13 protein-coding genes and 7 tRNA genes are annotated in these 15,765 nt (G+C 62.5%); 3 read left to right on the plus strand and 17 right to left on the minus strand.

Annotated features, from left to right (window positions below):
- Positions 1 to 12: 12 nt before the first annotated feature.
- The 5 genes from A3M3_RS0113495 to A3M3_RS0113515 form a co-directional block, all read right to left on the minus strand.
- A complete protein-coding gene (locus A3M3_RS0113495) occupies positions 13 to 1,125 on the minus strand; it encodes a threonine aldolase family protein (RefSeq protein WP_442853104.1) in 1,113 nt (370 codons plus the stop codon).
- A 9-nt stretch (positions 1,126 to 1,134) separates the two neighbouring features.
- Positions 1,135 to 1,884, minus strand: coding sequence for an SDR family oxidoreductase (locus A3M3_RS0113500; RefSeq protein WP_035741759.1), 750 nt, complete (start codon positions 1,882 to 1,884; stop codon positions 1,135 to 1,137).
- The gene (locus tag A3M3_RS0113505) at positions 1,884 to 3,260 is read right to left on the minus strand and encodes a DUF6421 family protein (RefSeq protein WP_028266799.1); all 1,377 of its coding nucleotides are present in this window, start codon (positions 3,258 to 3,260) and stop codon (positions 1,884 to 1,886) included. The genes A3M3_RS0113500 and A3M3_RS0113505 overlap by 1 nt, the downstream gene beginning before the upstream one ends.
- 172 nt (positions 3,261 to 3,432) lie before the next feature.
- Positions 3,433 to 3,924 carry a peptide-methionine (R)-S-oxide reductase MsrB gene (gene msrB / locus A3M3_RS25005; protein ID WP_231497256.1) on the minus strand — a complete coding sequence of 164 codons (492 nt, stop codon included), beginning with the start codon at positions 3,922 to 3,924 and terminating at the stop codon, positions 3,433 to 3,435.
- Between the two features lie 13 nt (positions 3,925 to 3,937).
- Positions 3,938 to 4,429 carry a hypothetical protein gene (locus tag A3M3_RS0113515; RefSeq protein ID WP_028266800.1) on the minus strand — a complete coding sequence of 164 codons (492 nt, stop codon included), beginning with the start codon at positions 4,427 to 4,429 and terminating at the stop codon, positions 3,938 to 3,940.
- A gap of 140 nt (positions 4,430 to 4,569) precedes the next feature.
- Here A3M3_RS0113515 and A3M3_RS0113520 point away from each other — a divergent pair, with 140 nt between their 5' ends.
- Positions 4,570 to 5,820, plus strand: coding sequence for an alpha/beta hydrolase family protein (locus A3M3_RS0113520; protein WP_028266801.1), 1,251 nt, complete (start codon positions 4,570 to 4,572; stop codon positions 5,818 to 5,820).
- 31 nt (positions 5,821 to 5,851) lie between these two features.
- Here the strand turns inward: A3M3_RS0113520 and ybaK are convergent, their stop codons facing one another.
- The 3 genes from ybaK to A3M3_RS0113535 form a co-directional block, all read right to left on the minus strand.
- Positions 5,852 to 6,343 carry a Cys-tRNA(Pro) deacylase gene (gene ybaK, locus A3M3_RS0113525; RefSeq protein WP_028266802.1) on the minus strand — a complete coding sequence of 164 codons (492 nt, stop codon included), beginning with the start codon at positions 6,341 to 6,343 and terminating at the stop codon, positions 5,852 to 5,854.
- Between the two features lie 17 nt (positions 6,344 to 6,360).
- Positions 6,361 to 6,816: a SufE family protein gene (locus tag A3M3_RS0113530; RefSeq protein ID WP_197023221.1), complete on the minus strand. Its 456-nt coding sequence runs from the start codon at positions 6,814 to 6,816 to the stop codon at positions 6,361 to 6,363.
- 74 nt (positions 6,817 to 6,890) lie between these two features.
- Complete coding sequence (locus tag A3M3_RS0113535) at positions 6,891 to 7,814, minus strand: sulfurtransferase (protein WP_028266804.1); 924 nt, start codon at positions 7,812 to 7,814, stop codon at positions 6,891 to 6,893.
- Between the two features lie 208 nt (positions 7,815 to 8,022).
- Between A3M3_RS0113535 and zapE the strand changes: the two genes are divergently transcribed.
- A complete protein-coding gene (zapE, locus tag A3M3_RS0113540; RefSeq protein ID WP_028266805.1) occupies positions 8,023 to 9,060 on the plus strand; it encodes a cell division protein ZapE in 1,038 nt (345 codons plus the stop codon).
- Between the two features lie 891 nt (positions 9,061 to 9,951).
- Here zapE and A3M3_RS0113550 read toward each other — a convergent pair.
- From A3M3_RS0113550 to A3M3_RS0113580, 7 genes are all read right to left on the minus strand, one after another.
- A complete protein-coding gene (locus tag A3M3_RS0113550) occupies positions 9,952 to 11,361 on the minus strand; it encodes an amino acid permease (RefSeq protein ID WP_155854376.1) in 1,410 nt (469 codons plus the stop codon).
- A gap of 511 nt (positions 11,362 to 11,872) precedes the next feature.
- A tRNA-Gly gene (locus A3M3_RS0113555) sits at positions 11,873 to 11,948 on the minus strand.
- A gap of 58 nt (positions 11,949 to 12,006) precedes the next feature.
- Positions 12,007 to 12,081: transfer RNA gene (locus tag A3M3_RS0113560), tRNA-Val, on the minus strand.
- Positions 12,082 to 12,128: 47 nt separating this feature from the next.
- Positions 12,129 to 12,201 (minus strand) — tRNA-Gly (locus tag A3M3_RS0113565).
- A 57-nt stretch (positions 12,202 to 12,258) separates the two neighbouring features.
- Positions 12,259 to 12,333: transfer RNA gene (locus A3M3_RS0113570), tRNA-Val, on the minus strand.
- Between the two features lie 41 nt (positions 12,334 to 12,374).
- A tRNA-Cys gene (locus A3M3_RS0113575) sits at positions 12,375 to 12,445 on the minus strand.
- A 55-nt stretch (positions 12,446 to 12,500) separates the two neighbouring features.
- Positions 12,501 to 12,573, minus strand: a tRNA-Gly gene (locus tag A3M3_RS0113580).
- Between the two features lie 283 nt (positions 12,574 to 12,856).
- Here A3M3_RS0113580 and A3M3_RS0113585 point away from each other — a divergent pair.
- Positions 12,857 to 12,931, plus strand: a tRNA-Val gene (locus A3M3_RS0113585).
- A gap of 85 nt (positions 12,932 to 13,016) precedes the next feature.
- Here the strand turns inward: A3M3_RS0113585 and acs are convergent.
- Both acs and A3M3_RS0113595 read right to left on the minus strand, forming a co-directional pair.
- Complete coding sequence (gene acs / locus A3M3_RS0113590) at positions 13,017 to 14,996, minus strand: acetate--CoA ligase (RefSeq protein ID WP_028266807.1); 1,980 nt, start codon at positions 14,994 to 14,996, stop codon at positions 13,017 to 13,019.
- 6 nt (positions 14,997 to 15,002) lie between these two features.
- On the minus strand, positions 15,003 to 15,677 hold the full coding sequence (locus A3M3_RS0113595) for an acetate uptake transporter (protein WP_081736794.1): 675 nt from the start codon (positions 15,675 to 15,677) through the stop codon (positions 15,003 to 15,005).
- Positions 15,678 to 15,765 lie beyond the last annotated feature (88 nt).

Raw genomic sequence — 15,765 nt, forward strand, 5'->3', positions numbered from 1 at the left:
CCGCACGCAGGCCTATGCCGGGGCCAGCTCGCGCTTGATGGCGGCAACGAAAGAATCGATGTCCTCTTCCGTGGTGTCGAAGGAGCACATCCAGCGCACCTCGCGGTTCGCTTCGTTCCAGTCGTAGAACTTGAAGGAGGAACGGAGGCGATCGGCGACGCCGGCGGGCAGCACCGCGAAAACTCCGTTCGACTCAGTAGCCTGGGTAGGCTCCACGCCCTCAATGGAGTCGACGGCGGCACGCAGCCGTGCAGCCATGGCGTTTGCGTGTTCCGCAGAGCGAAGCCACAATCCGGACTCCAGAAGCGCGATGAACTGGACCGAGATGAATCGCATCTTGGAGGCCAGTTGCATGTTCATCTTGCGCAGGAACTTGAGTCCGTGGGCGGCCTCGGGATTCAGCGCGACGACGACCTCGCCGAACAAGAGTCCGTTCTTGGTGCCCCCGAAGGAGAGGATGTCCACGCCGGCGTCGCGGGTGAACGTCCGCAATGGCACGCCAAGGTGGGCGGCAGCATTGGCGAGCCGGGCGCCGTCCATGTGCAGTTTCATGCCCTTGGCGTGGATGTGGTCGGCGATCGCCCGGATTTCTTCCGGTGTGTAGCAGGTGCCGAGTTCCGTGGTTTGCGTGATGGACACGGCCAACGGCTGCGCACGGTGCTCGTCGCCCCAACCCCAGGCCTCGCGGTCGATCAGTTCGGGAGTCAGCTTGCCGTCCGGGGTGGGGACCTGCAGGAGCTTGATCCCGCCGATCCGCTCCGGGGCGCCGTTCTCGTCCATGTTGATGTGGGCGGTCGAGGCGCAGATGACGGCACCCCAGCGCGGCAGCAAAGACTGCAAGGACAACACATTGGCGCCCGTGCCGTTGAAGACCGGGAAGCACTCGATGCCTTCGCCGAAATGTTGTTCCATGACTTCGTGGAGCCGTTCCGTGTACTGGTCCTCGCCGTAGGAAACCTGGTGGCCGCCGTTGGCTGCGGCCAGGGCCGCCAGGATCTCAGGGTGGACGCCGGAGTAGTTGTCCGAGGCGAATCCCCGGACTGAGGGATCATGGAGGCGCCCCGTGGCTTCCGAAGGCAGGGCGACCGGGTTCTCTTCAGTAATGCTCGTCACTTGTTCGTTCACGCTTTCAGTCTATTTGGCCAAAAGGAGGCGCTGTCCGTTCAGTTCCGCCGCTGGCTTGTCGAAAAGCCCGACGGCGGCTGTCGCCAAATCGTCGACGTCGGTGTACCCAGGGAATTTCCGCTCGGGATGTGCCTTCCGCATCGCGGCGTCCAGCAATGACTTGACGACGAAGACGACGGCGGCGCTGTGCTGCTCCGGGGGTTCGTCGTTGTTGCTTGGGTTGCTTGGGTTGCCTGATTGATCACGTCGGAACCCATCGGCCAAGGCCAAGGTCCAAGTCTCCGCAGCAGCTTTGGCCGCCGCGTAAGTCGCGGCTCCGGCGGTGGGTGCTGCGACCGCCGTCGAACTCACCATCGCGAAACGTCCCACGGGGGAGGACTCTAGATCCTGGTAGAAGACCCGGGAGACGTTTCTCAGTGTGGTGATGGCACTTTGTTCGAGGGCGGTCCAGTCTTCGTCCGGTTGATCTTCGATTCCCTTGGCGCCGCGCCACCCACCTACCAAGTGGATCACGCCGTCGACCCTTTTAGCGCTCCCGTGGATCGCCGAGGCGAGTTCCCGCACTGCCTCGAGCTGGGAAAGATCGCACACCAGGGGAGTGACGTCGGCGCCCGCTTGGGAAGCGGCAGCCTTGATGCGGGACTCGTCCGAGCCGACCGTGAAGACCCGGTGCCCGGCCAGAGTGAAGGCGCGGGCAACGGCAATGCCGGAGGAGTTGCTGCCACCTGTAACGAGGATGGTCAGCTGGTTGCCAAGCATCAGGCTGCGGCCGGTCCGCTGGTGCCGGTGATGCCCGTGGTTGATTCGATGATGGGGCGCATTTTCTTCTCCAAGGCTTCGTAGAACATGGACAGGGGGAATTCATCGTCGAGGACCTGGTCGGTGAGGCCGCGGGGCGGCCCGTCGAGCGGCAGTGCCTCCGGGCCCTTCGCCCAAACCGAAGCCGGATGCGGAGTGACCGTACCGGAAATGAGCTTATACGCCGCGAGCCAGTGGGCAGCTTTCGGACGGTCGATGGAGCGCCAATAAAGTTCCTCGATCCGGGCACCGAGTTCGACGACGACGTCGGCGGCCTCGTCCCAGTCGATGCTGAGCTTGCTATCGGTCCAGTGCAGGACGTGGTGCTGATGCATCCACGCGAAGAGGAGCTGGCCGCCGAGGCCGTCGTAGTTGCGCACCCGGTTTCCCGTGATGGCGAAGCGGAAGATCCGGTCGAAGATGACGGCGTACTGGACGAGCTTCGCGTGGCGTCGGGCGTCGGGCGAAGCATCCTCGTCCTTCTCGATGCGGACGGATTCCCGGAAGGCTGTCAGGTCGCAGCGGAGCTCTTCGAGCGAATAAAGGAAGAACGGCATCCGCTGCTTGATCATGAACGGGTCGAAGGGAAGATCGCCGCGCATGTGGGTACGGTCATGGATCAGGTCCCACATGACGAAGGTCCGCTGCGTGAGTTCCTGGTCATCCAAAAGCTCTGCCGCATCCGGGGGGAGCTGCAGGGATGTTGTTGCCGCGGCTGCTTTGAGCACACGCCGGAAGCGGGCGGCTTCACGGTCGGCGAAGATGGCGCCCCACGTAAAGGCGGGCGTTTCCCTCACTGCGACTGTCTCTGGAAAGAGCACGGCGGAATTGGTGTCATACCCCGGAGTGAAGTCCAGGAAGCGGATGGGCACGAAGAGCTTGTTTGAGTAGTCGCCGGACTCCAAGTCGCCGATGAACTCGGGCCAGATGACCTCGATCAGGACGGCTTCCACGAGGCGGCTTGTGCTGCCGTTCTGGGTGTACATGGGGAATACCACGAGGTGCTGGAGTCCGTCTTCGCGGTGTTCCTGGGGCTGGAAGGCCAGCAGCGAGTCGAGGAAGTCCGGGACTCCGAATCCGGAATCGGCCCACCGGGCGAAATCTTCGACCAGGAGTTCAAGGTAGGCGGCATCGTGGGGGAACGCCGGGCCCAGACGCTTGATGGATTCGATAATGGTGGCTGTGTAATCTTGCGCAGCGCCGTGGTGTGCCGGTTCCTGAATGGAACCATCCCGGCTCTGCAGGGGTTGCAGGGCAGTGGCTGCGGCCTTCAGCGAGACCCAGTCCCGGTTATCGGACGTGATGCGCGGGCGGGCGATGCTAGCGGTAGTTGTCATCGACGACGGTGCCTTCCTCAAGAAATATTGTTCTGAGGCGAGCGTAGCAATCGGTCAGAGTAACTAATTCAAAAGTGGCTCGAGCATAAGAAAATCTGTTGAAAGTGGCTCCGCCGGCACCCGGAGATCCAGCCCGGCGAGGGCTGGGCCCCGGGACTGCCGGGCGCTGGAGCTATTGTCCGGCGGGGGACTCGACAAGCTTGAGCGAAACCGAGTTGATGCAATACCGCTGGTCAGTGGGCGTCCCGTAGCCCTCACCCTCGAAAACGTGTCCCAAGTGTGAATCGCAATTAGCACAGCGGACCTCCACCCGTTCCATTCCCAAAGTACGGTCATGAATGTACCGGACGGTGCCTTCGGCGAGCGGCGCCCAGAAAGACGGCCAACCGCAATGGGAATCGAATTTTTCGTTGCTCGTGAAAAGCTCCGCGCCGCAGGCCCTGCACTGGTAGACACCGGCGGTATGGGTGTCCCAATACTCTCCCGTGTAGGGCCGTTCCGTTCCTGCCTGGCGCAGCACCCTGAACTCTTCCGGGGTAAGCTCCTCGCGCCACTGCGCATCCGTCTTCTCCACGCATTGCCCGTCCTTCGGAACCTCTTGGAAGGGGACCCCGGCCAAAGGGTCTGCGGCTTGGAAGTACTTCCTGTTATCTGCAGTGCTCATGATCTCTCAACGCTTACGAGTCGCCGATAAATCCCGATCCCGCATAGAGATGCAGCACCGGCAACCCCAATTGGTCCTGGGCCTTGTTCGCCCAGTCCGTATGGAAGGTATCGGTGATCGCGTGGGGACGCGTGATCACCACTGCCTGCGCCGCATTGAGCGCTTTGACTTTGGACACCAAGCCGGCCACGGCACCGCCGTCGACGATTTCGCCGGTAACTCCGCCACCGAGCCCCTCCAGTGCCATCAGGGAGGCAGACAAGGCTTCCGCGGCCTGCGCACGCTCCGATTGGGGACTCGGCGCCTCGCCGACAAGGTCCCGAAATGCCTTGGCTACTTCGAGCATCGAAAGGTTTTCGAGGAAGTCGACCAGCAAGTGCCTTTCGGTGTTCGCCGGCACCAACACCACCAGGGGCGAGTCGCCGCCGTCGAGCAGTTTGGCAATATTGACACGGTCTTCCGGGCCGAGAGGCTCTTCAGTAAGGATGACGATTGGATCACTCATGGCTACAGCGTAGACCGGAGGCGCGCCGGGAGCATGATTGGTCCGGCAATTATGTTCTCGGCGTAGCTGGCCCGTTCGGGAGGCAACGCCGGTGAACGGTGCTGTCCAAAGGACGGCTCCGCAACCGGGACAATGGTCACATGGCATCAATGACCCGAGCCGCACCAACCGCTGAGAACGGTGCGAAAATGTCCACCCGCGCCAAATGGGCTGTTGCAGGAATCATTGCCGGCAGCAGCATCGCCGGCGTGCTGGGCGCAGGTTCCTCGGCGCTCGCAGCCTATTTCGCCCGGCGCGTCATCACCCCATCCGAACGCGAGGCTGACCAGGAAGTGCTGGCGGTGGTGCGCGGAGACCATGGACTCGAGGTCATCCTCGCAGCCACCCCGGACAGCATCGTCGACGGCGTGTTCAGCCTCTACTTCGCAGGGGGCACGGGGTTCGCGCGAATCGGGCGGATCGTGTCCTATTCGCCCGCGGAACGTACGGTGCAGCGCGAAGTCGAAGAAGTGTACAGCGGAGACTTGGCAAAAGCCCGGCGTGGGTGGTGGAGTGGTGCCGTCTATGACTCCCCGGCGGTGCTTGGCCTGGATTCGGAAGAAGTGCAGATCGACGTCGAGGGTGGCCAGGCGCCGGCATGGTTGATCCCGTCGGGCGCAGGCAAGCCCGCGAAAGTGTGGGCGATCATGGTCCATGGCCGCGGGGCTACCCGCGTCGAAGGCTTGCGCGCAGTGCGCAGCGCTCGCGATCTGGGCCTCGACAGCCTGTTGGTTTCGTACCGGAACGACGGCTTGGCGCCGTCCGCCCCCGACCGGCGTTACGGTTTGGGATCCACGGAGTGGCGCGACGTCGATGCGGCGATTGAATACGCACTGGCCCATGGTGCCCACGAGGTGGTCTTGTTCGGATGGTCGATGGGTGGTGCGATCTGCCTCCAGACGGCCGACCTCTCGCACCACCGCCATGTCATCCGGGCCATGGTCCTGGACGCGCCGGTGATCGACTGGGTCAACGTCCTTGCGCACCACGCGCAGCTCAACAGGATCCCGTACGCGGTGGGTCGCTACGGGCAGCTGATGTTGGGGCACCCCTTGGGCCGCCGACTCACCGGCCTGGCCGCACCTGTCGACTTGAAGGCCATGGACTGGGACACACGCGCCGTCGAACTCCGTACTCCGACGCTGGTGATCCACAGCGTGGACGATGAGTACGTACCGTACGAACCCTCCGCCAGCCTCGCCGAAAAGAACCCGGACATGGTCACTTTCGAACCCTTCGAAGGCGCACGGCACACCAAAGAGTGGAACGTGGATCCGCAGAAGTGGGAGCGGCTGGTGCACTCATGGCTCGCTCCGCGGCTCACTCCCCGCGTCGGCCCGGCGTCGGCTTGAGCGTACCGCTAGCTGCCCTACCCAGCGACCGCTAGTGGCTGCCGATCGGAGCGGTACGGGCGCCGGTCAGCCGGATAAGGTCCGCAGGATCCAGCTCAATGTCCAGGCCGCGGCGTCCGCCGGAAACAAGGACGGTGCCGAACGCCAGCGCCGATTCGTCGAGCACCGTGGGTGACGGTTGGCGTTGGCCCAGGGGCGAAATGCCACCGAGAACATAGCCGGTCCGTCGCTCGGCCGCTTGGGGATCGGCCATGGTGGCCTTCTTCGATCCCAGGGCCGCGGCGATTGCTTTGAGATCCAAGGTTCCACTGACCGGAACGATTCCCACGGCAAGTTTGCCTTCGACGTCGACTATCAGAGTCTTGAAGACGCGGCCAGGCTCGATTCCGAGGACTTCCGCCGCCTCGAGCCCGTAGCTGGCCGCCGAAGGATCGTGTGCATATGGGTGCAGAGTGAAGGGAACGCCGGCCGCAGCCAATATGGCTGTGGCCGGCGTTCCCTGAGAAGCCTGTTTCTTGGCCATTCGCGGTGTATTCCTGCTCAGGACGCCAAACGGTCCGCCGCGGCGACCTTGCGCTTGATGCGCCCCAGCATGGCGGTCATGCCACGCATGCGCAACGGCGTGATGGCCCGCGTAAGGCCCAGCAATTCCGGCATGTCATCAGGAACAGCCAGAATCTCCGCGGCAGTCAATCCGTCCAGGCCTTCGTGCAGGACACCCGCAAAGCCGCGCGTAGTGGGGGCCTCGGGCGGTGCCTTGAAGAACAATCGGTAGGCCACGCCGTCGGGCTTCTTTTCCTGTTCAATGGTCAGGAACAGGGGTGACTGGCACTCCACCACCTGCTCCAGCAGTTCAGGGTGGTCCAGAAGCCGTTCCGGCAACGCCGGGAGTCCGCGCGAGAACTCAAGCAAGAGCTGAAGTCGGTCCGGCTCGGTCAGTGCCTGGAAGTCATCGACAATTTCCGCTAATGCGGCGGGCAAAGTATTGGTACTCATCGCTTCCAGCTTACGCACGTCCGGGCAGCTTTGGCTCTGGATCGCTCAAAATGGCCGGGCACAGAGGTTCCGGACTACTTTCCGGCGAGTGCGGGGACGGATCCTCGCTCAGCGCCCTTGGTGATCGGTACGCGCACGGCATTGCCCCACTCAGTCCAGGAACCGTCGTAATTGCGGACCGTTTCGAAACCGAGCAGGTACTTCAGGGCGAACCAGGTGTGGCTGGAACGTTCGCCGATGCGGCAATACGCCACGACGTCGTCGCCTGCTGTGAGGCCGGCTTCGCCGAGGTAGAGGTCCTCAAGTTCAGTGCGGTTGCGGTAGGTGCCGTCCTCGGCGGCAGCGCGTGCCCATGGGATGGAGGCAGCAGTGGGAATGTGGCCGCCGCGCAGGGCGCCCTCTTCGGGGTAGGCCGGCATGTGCGTGCGCTGGCCCGTGTATTCCTCGGGGGAGCGGACATCGATGAGCGGCTTGCCGAAGTGAGCCAGGACGTCGTCTTTGAAGGCACGGATCGGTGCATCGTTGCGTTCGACAACGGGGTATTCGCCCGGGGCAGGCTGCGGCACTTCAGTGGTGATATCGCGGCCTTCGGCAATCCACTTGTCGCGGCCACCGTCCAGGAGCCGGACGTCTTCGTGGCCGAAGAGCGTGAACACCCAGAGAGCGTAGGCGGCCCACCAATTGGACTTGTCACCGTAGATCACCACGGTGGTGTCGCGGGAGATACCCTTGGCGGCTGCCAAGGACGCGAAAGCCGCACCGTCCACGTAGTCCCTGGTGACTTCATCGTTCAAGTCCGTGTGCCAGTCGATCTTGACTGCTCCCGGAATGTGGCCGGTCTCGTACAGAAGAACGTCCTCGTCGGATTCGACGACAACCAGCTTGCCGTCGCCGAGGGCGCCGCCTTCAATGGCCGCGGCAAGCCATTCGGTGGATACCAGGCGTTCGGGGTGGGCGTATGCGGCGAACTTCTCGTTCTGTTCAACGGGGTAGGACATAGCTATGGCCTTTCACTGACACTTTCACTGACACCGGGCGGCGCCGGACGATGGGACCTACCCGGCATTGATCCCACAGTATCGATGCCCGGGGACTAAAGCTCCCTTCCGTTCATATGGTGAAATATGGCCTTCATCACGTGTCCGCCGGGGCCACGCCATTGCCGGTATTCTTGCTGGGGACTTACGACACGAAGAACGGACCGCATTGGTACAGATCGAACAGCTCGCCGCACGCACACCGGCGGTCTCAGCGGACGAGATTCTCAAGGGTTTCTACCCTTCGCCACGGTTCGGAGAAGTGTCCTTCAACAGCTACCGGCCCGATCCGAACCAACCGAGCCAAGCGGCGGCAGTCAAGTCCCTGGAAGCGTTTGGGGCGACGGTAGGCGCCGGTGACGGAGACGGCCTCTTCAAACGCTTTTTCGGCAAGAAGGTCAACGGCAGGGCAGGCATTTACCTCGATGGCGGGTTCGGGGTCGGAAAGACCCACCTGCTGGCTTCTTTGTGGCACTCCGCGCCGGGGCCGAAGGCCTTCGGAACATTCGTGGAGTACACCAACTTGGTGGGCGCCCTGTCATTTCGCAAGACCGTGGACGCTTTGAGCAGCTACAAGCTTGTCTGCATTGACGAATTCGAGCTCGACGATCCGGGCGACACGGTATTGATGTCCCGCCTCATGCGTGAGCTGGCCGACGCCGGCGTGAAGCTCGCCGCAACCTCCAACACCTTGCCTGGTTCACTGGGAGATGGCCGCTTCGCAGCCGTCGACTTCCAGCGGGAGATCCAGGTCCTCGCCGACCAGTTCGATGTCGTCAGGATCGACGGCGAAGACTTCCGCCACCGTGGATTGCCTGCTGCCCCGGCTCCCTTGAAGACGGAAGACCTCAAACGGCAAATGTACGCCGAGTTCGATGGCCAGACCGTGGCCATGGATGACTTCCGCGGCCTGATCGAACATCTCGCCGGTGTCCACCCCAGCCGTTATCGAAAGCTGATCGCTGGAATCGACGCGGTCGTCTGGCGGGATGTGGAAACCATTACGGAGCAAGCCGTAGCCCTCCGCTTCGTGGTGCTTGCCGACCGTTTGTACGACAAGGACGTCCCGATCCTCGCCAGCGGCGTGCCGTTCGACAAGCTCTTCACCGAGGAAATGATGACCGGCGGCTACATGAAGAAATACTTCCGAGCTGTGTCCCGACTGACCGCCTTGGCGCGCGAGGGCCAGAACCACGAACCCTCCTAGGGACTCTGCTGCCCCGCTCTGCTTTTGGCGTTCCCGGTCTTTCAGCACCTGGCCGAGGCCGCGATCCAGCGCCTGCACCTGTCCTCGCCAGCTTCTTCCCCGGCAGCCAGGTCGGCACTCAGTGCGGCCAGGGTGATCGCATGTCCGCCGAACGGAGCCCCAGCGCAATTCGGGCAAGAGCCCGTTGGAAGGGATGCTGACGCCGTTGACCGCGAGGGCCACCAGGAGCCCGGCAGGGACTGGTCAGGGCGGTCAGTACTCCAGCGATAAGGAAGGCGCCGACGGCGGCGGCCACCCGCCGTCGGGCACTCCGGCTCCTCCTGTGTGGCCCCGACCGCCTTGAGGCCCGCGAGCACGACGGCGAAGGATGAAGTGATACCGAGCAACGCCGTCACGATCCCAGCCACAAGGGGGCGGGACAGTTGCCGGGAAGCGGGAATAGGACGTAGCTGTCCGGTGTGGAGAGGTCACGCTGGCATAGTCCTTCATGTTAGCCGAACCGGCGCGCAGCCAGTGGGCGGGCGAAGCAAAGCCCAGGCGATTAAACGCCTAGGGCACCGGCGGCGCCTCGCGGCGGGACCGGTGCCCCGTTGACGTAACTGTAATCGGGAGCTCTGGCCGGAAAGACCGGTTACGGAGCCTCATCCGTGGAGGGAGCTGTCTAGGCCGGAGCCCTGCCAGCGTCACCGGCTTTCTCGATGCCGCACTTGATGGCTTCTCCATTGCCACCAATGAGGTCCTGAGCTTTGCCCTTCAGATCGTCAAGTAATCCCACGGGCACCTCCCTTCAATCGCGGAGCCAGTTCGCTCCTCCGTTCTCGATCCTAACCCGAGACTCCGGAGGTGCCAAGAGTTAGCGTGACTGGGATGTCAAATGGTTTTCCCGAGCAGTCACGCTTGTTGGTGACGCGGGCTTTCCGGATTCATGAGCGAGTGCTTGCGACCATAGGTGAAGTAGATCACCAGCCCGACCACCAGCCAGACCACAAAGCGGAGCCAGGTTTCCCAGTGCAACTGGATCATGAGGAAGGCCGAGGCGAGGACGCCGAAGGCAGGCACCAAAGGCATGAGGGGCAGCCTGAAGGTGCGCGGAGCGTCGGGCTTCTTGTAGCGGAAGACGATCACCGCCAAGCACACCACCACGAACGCTGCGAGGATGCCGATGTTGGTCAGATCGGCAACGGCCTTGATGGGGAAGACTCCGGCGAGCAAGGCCGAGGCAATGCCGGCGATCCATGTGACGCGCTGCGGGGTGCCGTGCTTGTCGGTTCCGGCAAACCATCCGGGAAGCAGGCCGTCGCGGCTCATCGAGAACCAGACGCGGGTGACGCCCAGGAGGAAGGTCAGCATCACGGTCAGAATGGACAGGACCGCGAATACGGAAATGATGGTGGCAATGACGGGCAGACCGACGCCGGTGAATGCGGAGGCGAAGCCGGCGGTGGGGTTGATGTCCTTGTAGTTCTGCATCCCGGTGAGCACCAAGGTCGCCGCAACGTAAAGGAGCATGGCGATGACGAGGGACAGCACAATCGCTTTCGGCATGTGCTTCTTGCCATCCGTAGCTTCCTCGGCGGCTGTACTCATTGCGTCGTAGCCGAACACGGCGAAGAAGACCGTGGCCGAGCCCGCCAGCACGGGCCCGAAGCCGCTGGGCATGAACGGGTTGTAGTTGTTGGTGTTGATGTAGAAGATCCCCAGGCCAATGATGAACAGGATGAGTACTACCTTGATGGCCACTGCAACGAGTTCGAAGCGGCCAAATGCCTTGGTTCCGCGGCTGAGGATCCAGGTGACCAGCAGGCAGACCAGGATAGCCGGCAGGTTGATGACACCGCCCTTCCCTTCGTCCACCGTCGAAGTCATCCAGGCGGGCATGTGGAGGCCGATCCCGGAAAGGAACGCATCAAAGTAACCGGAAATGCCGATCGCGACGACGGCGACAATGGCGATGTATTCCAACAGGAGGTCCCAGCCTATGAACCATCCGATGACCTCGCCCAAGGCAACGTACCCATAGGTGTAGGCCGAACCGGCGCGGGGGATCATTCCGGCGAATTCCGCGTAGGACAGGGCGGCAGCGGCGGACGCAAGGCCAGCAACCAGGAATGAAATCAGCACAGCCGGGCCTACGCCCGGGCTGTCCTTGCTTCCATGCGCCACGAGTCCGGCGAGGGAGAAGATCCCGACGCCGATGATGCCGCCGACGCCGATGGCCGTCAGTTGCCAGAGGCCCAGGCTCTTGAAGAGCCCGCTGTGCTTGCTCTCCTCCTCGATGTCATCAATGGGTTTCTTCCGCATGATTGATCGGACAAGCGTTTCTTGATTCACCGTTTGCTCCTGCCGGTTGGCGTGGACGAATGAGACCTGAAGAAAAGTATGCGATCCAAATCACATTGGATAAAGTGATTTTTGCTGAGCAGTATTCATTAGCCCCGCTGAATCTTCGTGCGAGCCACATGCGCGTAAAAGGACAAATTATGGGTCTGGGAGGGCTTGCTTCCCAGTGTTGGCGGGCAAGCAAAGGGGCTTCAGTGCCTTGGTTGCGGGTCCAGCAGTCCTTGAGCGTCCTGATGTGAGCCGTAGAGTCGCGTGCCAAAGAGGTCGATTCTGCTGGATCATTCCACTTGCCAACGGTGTCGGCCGCGTGATTCCGGGGCGCCGGAAGGTGGGAACGCCGATGATCCAGCAGAATCGCGCATTCCGCCTGCGGGCGGCGCGCCAGACGAGGGCACAAAAAAAGCAGCTCCCTGGGAGCTGCTTTGGAGGGTGATACGGCTGTGAACGCCGGTGCTTGCCGGACGGGGATACGTGGAGCGGACGACGAGATTCGAACTCGCGACATCCACCTTGGCAAGGTGGTGCTCTACCAGCTGAGCTACGTCCGCACATGATGACTGTTCCGCTCGAAGCCGGACTTTCACCATCAAGCAAGTTGCCTTGCTCTGGTGGGCGATACTGGGATCGAACCAGTGACCTCTTCCGTGTCAGGGAAGCGCGCTACCGCTGCGCCAATCGCCCGGATCGGCGTGAGCCGACCGGCCCGTTGCCGGGACGTGGAAAACAAGAGCGGACGACGAGATTCGAACTCGCGACATCCACCTTGGCAAGGTGGTGCTCTACCAGCTGAGCTACGTCCGCACATGATGGCCGTACCGGCCGAACCGGACTTTCATCATCAAGCAAGTTGCCTTGCTCTGGTGGGCGATACTGGGATCGAACCAGTGACCTCTTCCGTGTCAGGGAAGCGCGCTACCGCTGCGCCAATCGCCCAAATGCAATCCGGCCTGGACCGGAAACCAAGGTTTTCACCGAGGTGGGTACGGGATTCGAACCCGTGTATACGGCTTTGCAGGCCGCTGCCTCGCCTCTCGGCCAACCCACCGTGTAAGCACGATTCCTGGAGTTCCAAGAAGTTCATGCCGTGACAGTGTCCTGCGAGCGGACGACGAGATTCGAACTCGCGACATCCACCTTGGCAAGGTGGTGCTCTACCAGCTGAGCTACGTCCGCATAGCCTTATTCGACGGCCTGCCCGCAAGGGACATTCCGTCGCTTTCCGACGAGTAAAAACTCTATAGGAGGTTCGGGGAAACTCCAAATCGATCTGTCCGAATGGTCGGCAATGGGCGTAAGTTCCTTGAATTGGCGCGGATTTTGCGAGTTACACCCATGTGATTCGCTTGCGGTATTACGGAGTTCGCCGGGTCTCCTGGTCGCTATTCCGTATGGCATCATTCCGTATGGCATCCCGATTTTTGAATTCCGGCATGGGTCGGTTAGTCTTCTTGTGCACGGGCGATTGGCGCAGTGGTAGCGCGCTTCGTTCACACCGAAGAGGTCACTGGTTCGAACCCAGTATCGCCCACCAGGAAGGAGCCCTTCCGGCCGCAGAAATTTCCGGCCGGAAGGGCTCCTTTGCGCTGCCTGGATGCTGTCGGTCCGGATGCTTTCGGCTAGTGCGAGCCTCCCGCGCCGCCCGGCATGCCGGCCTTGATCAGGTCCATCACCGACGAGTCCGCCAGGGTAGTGACATCCCCAATCGGCCGGTCCTGTGCGACGTCTTTGAGCAGCCGCCGCATGATCTTGCCGGACCGGGTCTTGGGAAGCTCTGCCACCACCATGATTTGTCGGGGCCGAGCGATCTTGCCGATTTCCTTGGCCACATGTTCACGAAGCTCCTGCACGACCTCCGGACCGCCGTCGCCCGCCTCGCTGCGGAGGATGACGAAGGCGACGATGCCTTGCCCAGTGGTTTCGTCCGTAGCGCCGACGACGGCGGCTTCGGCGACTTTCGCATGGGAGACGAGGGCCGATTCGATTTCCGTGGTCGAAAGGCGGTGCCCTGCCACGTTCATCACATCGTCCACCCGGCCCATGAGCCAAATATCCCCGTCCTCGTCCCTTTTCGAGCCGTCGCCCGTAAAGTAGAGCCCCGGGAACCGCGACCAATACGTCTCGACGTAGCGGTCGTCGTCGCCCCAAATGGTGCGCAACATGGACGGCCAGGGTTCCCTCAGCACCAGGTAGCCGCCGGAACCGTTGGCGACCGATGCACCCGAGTCATCCACGACGTCGGCGACGACCCCCGGGAGGGCCTTCATCGCGGCGCCGGGCTTGCCTGCCGTGACTCCAGGGAGAGGACTGATCATGATCGACCCGGTCTCGGTCTGCCACCAGGTGTCCACCACAGGCGTCCGGCTGTGCCCGATGTTCTCCCGATACCACATGTATGCGGCAGGGTTGATCGGCTCGCCCACCGTGCCGATGACGCGCAGGCTCCCGAGGCTGTACTTGGCCGGTATCTGGGCGCCCCACTTCATGAACGTCCGGATAGCGGTCGGCGCGCAGTAGAGAATCGAGACCTTGTACTTGTCGATGATTTCCCACCAGCGGCCTTGGTGCGGGGTGTCAGGAGTGCCTTCGTAGAGCACGGAGGTGGCGCCGTTGGCCAGGGGCCCGTACACGATGTAGCTGTGCCCGGTCACCCAGCCGATGTCCGCGGCTGTCCAAAAGATATCGGACTCGGCTTTGAGATCGAACACTGCCCAGTGGGTATAGGCGCAGGCGGTCAAGTAGCCGCCGGTGGTGTGCAGAATGCCCTTGGGCTTGCCCGTGGTTCCCGAGGTGTACATCACGTACAGCGGATGTTCGGCGTCGAACGCCTCGGCTTGGTGATCGGCGGAAGCCAGCTCGACTGATTCGTGCCACCAGATATCCCGCCCCGGCGTCCAGTCGACTTCCTGGCCGGTGCGGCGGACCACCAGGACGTTGCGGACGTCGGGACAGTCCAGCAGGGCCTCGTCAACGGCGGACTTCAGCCCGATCTCCTTGCCGCGGCGGTAGGCGCCATCGGAGGTTATGACAATCCGGGCATCGCAGTCGTGGATCCGGGTCCGGAGGGCGTCCGCGGAAAAGCCGCCGAACACGACTGTGTGGGGGGCTCCTATCCGGGCGCAAGCCAGCATTGACACCACGGTTTCCGGAATCATCGGCATGTAGATGGCCACCCGGTCTCCGGCCCTGACGCCCAAATCGCTCAGGGTGTTGGCCGCTTGGCAGACCATGTGCGTGAGCTCGGCGTAGGTGATGGTACGGGTGTCTCCGCCTTCTCCTTCGAAGTAGTATGCGACTTTGTCTCCGCGACCGGCGGCTACGTGCCGGTCCAGGCAGTTGTAGGCGGCATTGAGTTTGCCCCCGACGAACCATTTGGCGAATGGCGGATTGGACCAGTCCAGGACTTCGGTCCATTTTTGCGACCAATCCAGCCGCCCTGCCTGGCTGGCCCAGAACGCCAGCCTGTCGTCGTCGGCCTTGTCATAGTCCGACGACGTAGCGTTGGCTTGGGCCGAAAAGCCGGCGTCCGGCGGGAATCGCCGTTGTTCGTGCAGCAGGTTCGCGAGGGTTTCATCCGATTCTGTGGGATAGTCGGCCATCACCGGTCACCGTCGCCCCACCGGGAGCACGGTCCGCTTGAAGGTGGAGTTCGCGACGACCGCGAGGGAACAGTACCAGGCAATGAGCGCCGTCACGAGGCCCAGCCAGCCGCCCAGCATCGTCATTCCGCTTGCCCCCGCGAAGGCGCCGATGAACAAGGCAATGAAGGTGAGGGTCAGGAACACGAAGACGGCAAAGACGCCCAGGCTGACGCGCCACGAGGCAATGGTCATGTAGGCCGTAAAGATTGCCCACGCCAGCAGGTAAAGGCCCACCGCCTTGCCGGCGTCCGCGGCGGGAAGGCCGGCTGCACTGAACTGGCTCAAGAACCAGAACGAGAGCCAGAACGCTCCGTACGAGCAAAACGCGGTCGCGCCGAAGACATTCCGGTTGGCAAACTCCCAGATCCCTGCGGCGAATTGTGCGAGGCCGCCATAAAAAAGTGCCAGTCCCAAGACAACGGGTTCGTCGGCTTTGACGATCAGGCCGGCATTAATGGCACTCAAGACGAACGTCGTCATTGCGAAAGCGCCCAAACCCAAAGCAGCCGGATCGGCAAATGGGGGACTGGGGCTCGCCTGTGGAGAAATTACAGGGCCTTGGGCTGATAGGGGATTTGCAGCCCGGTGACCACTGTCGGCCGGGACGGTTCCCGCGGCAGAACTAGATTCGACACTCATGGTACGACTCCTTGGTCGGCACCAGCTCCACTGCCGGTGACTTATATCAGAGTACACCTGAGTGTGCAAGTCGATATTGAAAAGGGCC

The sequence above is a fragment of the Arthrobacter sp. MA-N2 genome, assembly GCF_000517125.1.
GTDB lineage: Bacteria > Actinomycetota > Actinomycetes > Actinomycetales > Micrococcaceae > Arthrobacter > Arthrobacter methylotrophus.

Excerpts from the sequence above, each read along its gene's own strand:
- acs (WP_028266807.1), bottom strand. The coding sequence starts at position 14,996 with ATGGCCGACTATCCCACAGAATCGGATGAAACCCTCGCGAACCTGCTG.
- A3M3_RS0113520 (WP_028266801.1), top strand. The coding sequence starts at position 4,570 with ATGGCATCAATGACCCGAGCCGCACCAACCGCTGAGAACGGTGCGAAA.
- A3M3_RS0113550 (WP_155854376.1), bottom strand. The coding sequence starts at position 11,361 with ATGCGGAAGAAACCCATTGATGACATCGAGGAGGAGAGCAAGCACAGC.
- A3M3_RS0113500 (WP_035741759.1), bottom strand. The coding sequence starts at position 1,884 with ATGCTTGGCAACCAGCTGACCATCCTCGTTACAGGTGGCAGCAACTCC.
- A3M3_RS0113505 (WP_028266799.1), bottom strand. The coding sequence starts at position 3,260 with ATGACAACTACCGCTAGCATCGCCCGCCCGCGCATCACGTCCGATAAC.
- A3M3_RS0113535 (WP_028266804.1), bottom strand. The coding sequence starts at position 7,814 with ATGTCCTACCCCGTTGAACAGAACGAGAAGTTCGCCGCATACGCCCAC.
- ybaK (WP_028266802.1), bottom strand. The coding sequence starts at position 6,343 with ATGGCCAAGAAACAGGCTTCTCAGGGAACGCCGGCCACAGCCATATTG.
- A3M3_RS0113595 (WP_081736794.1), bottom strand. The coding sequence starts at position 15,677 with ATGAGTGTCGAATCTAGTTCTGCCGCGGGAACCGTCCCGGCCGACAGT.
- A3M3_RS0113515 (WP_028266800.1), bottom strand. The coding sequence starts at position 4,429 with ATGAGTGATCCAATCGTCATCCTTACTGAAGAGCCTCTCGGCCCGGAA.
- A3M3_RS0113530 (WP_197023221.1), bottom strand. The coding sequence starts at position 6,816 with ATGAGTACCAATACTTTGCCCGCCGCATTAGCGGAAATTGTCGATGAC.
- msrB (WP_231497256.1), bottom strand. The coding sequence starts at position 3,924 with ATGAGCACTGCAGATAACAGGAAGTACTTCCAAGCCGCAGACCCTTTG.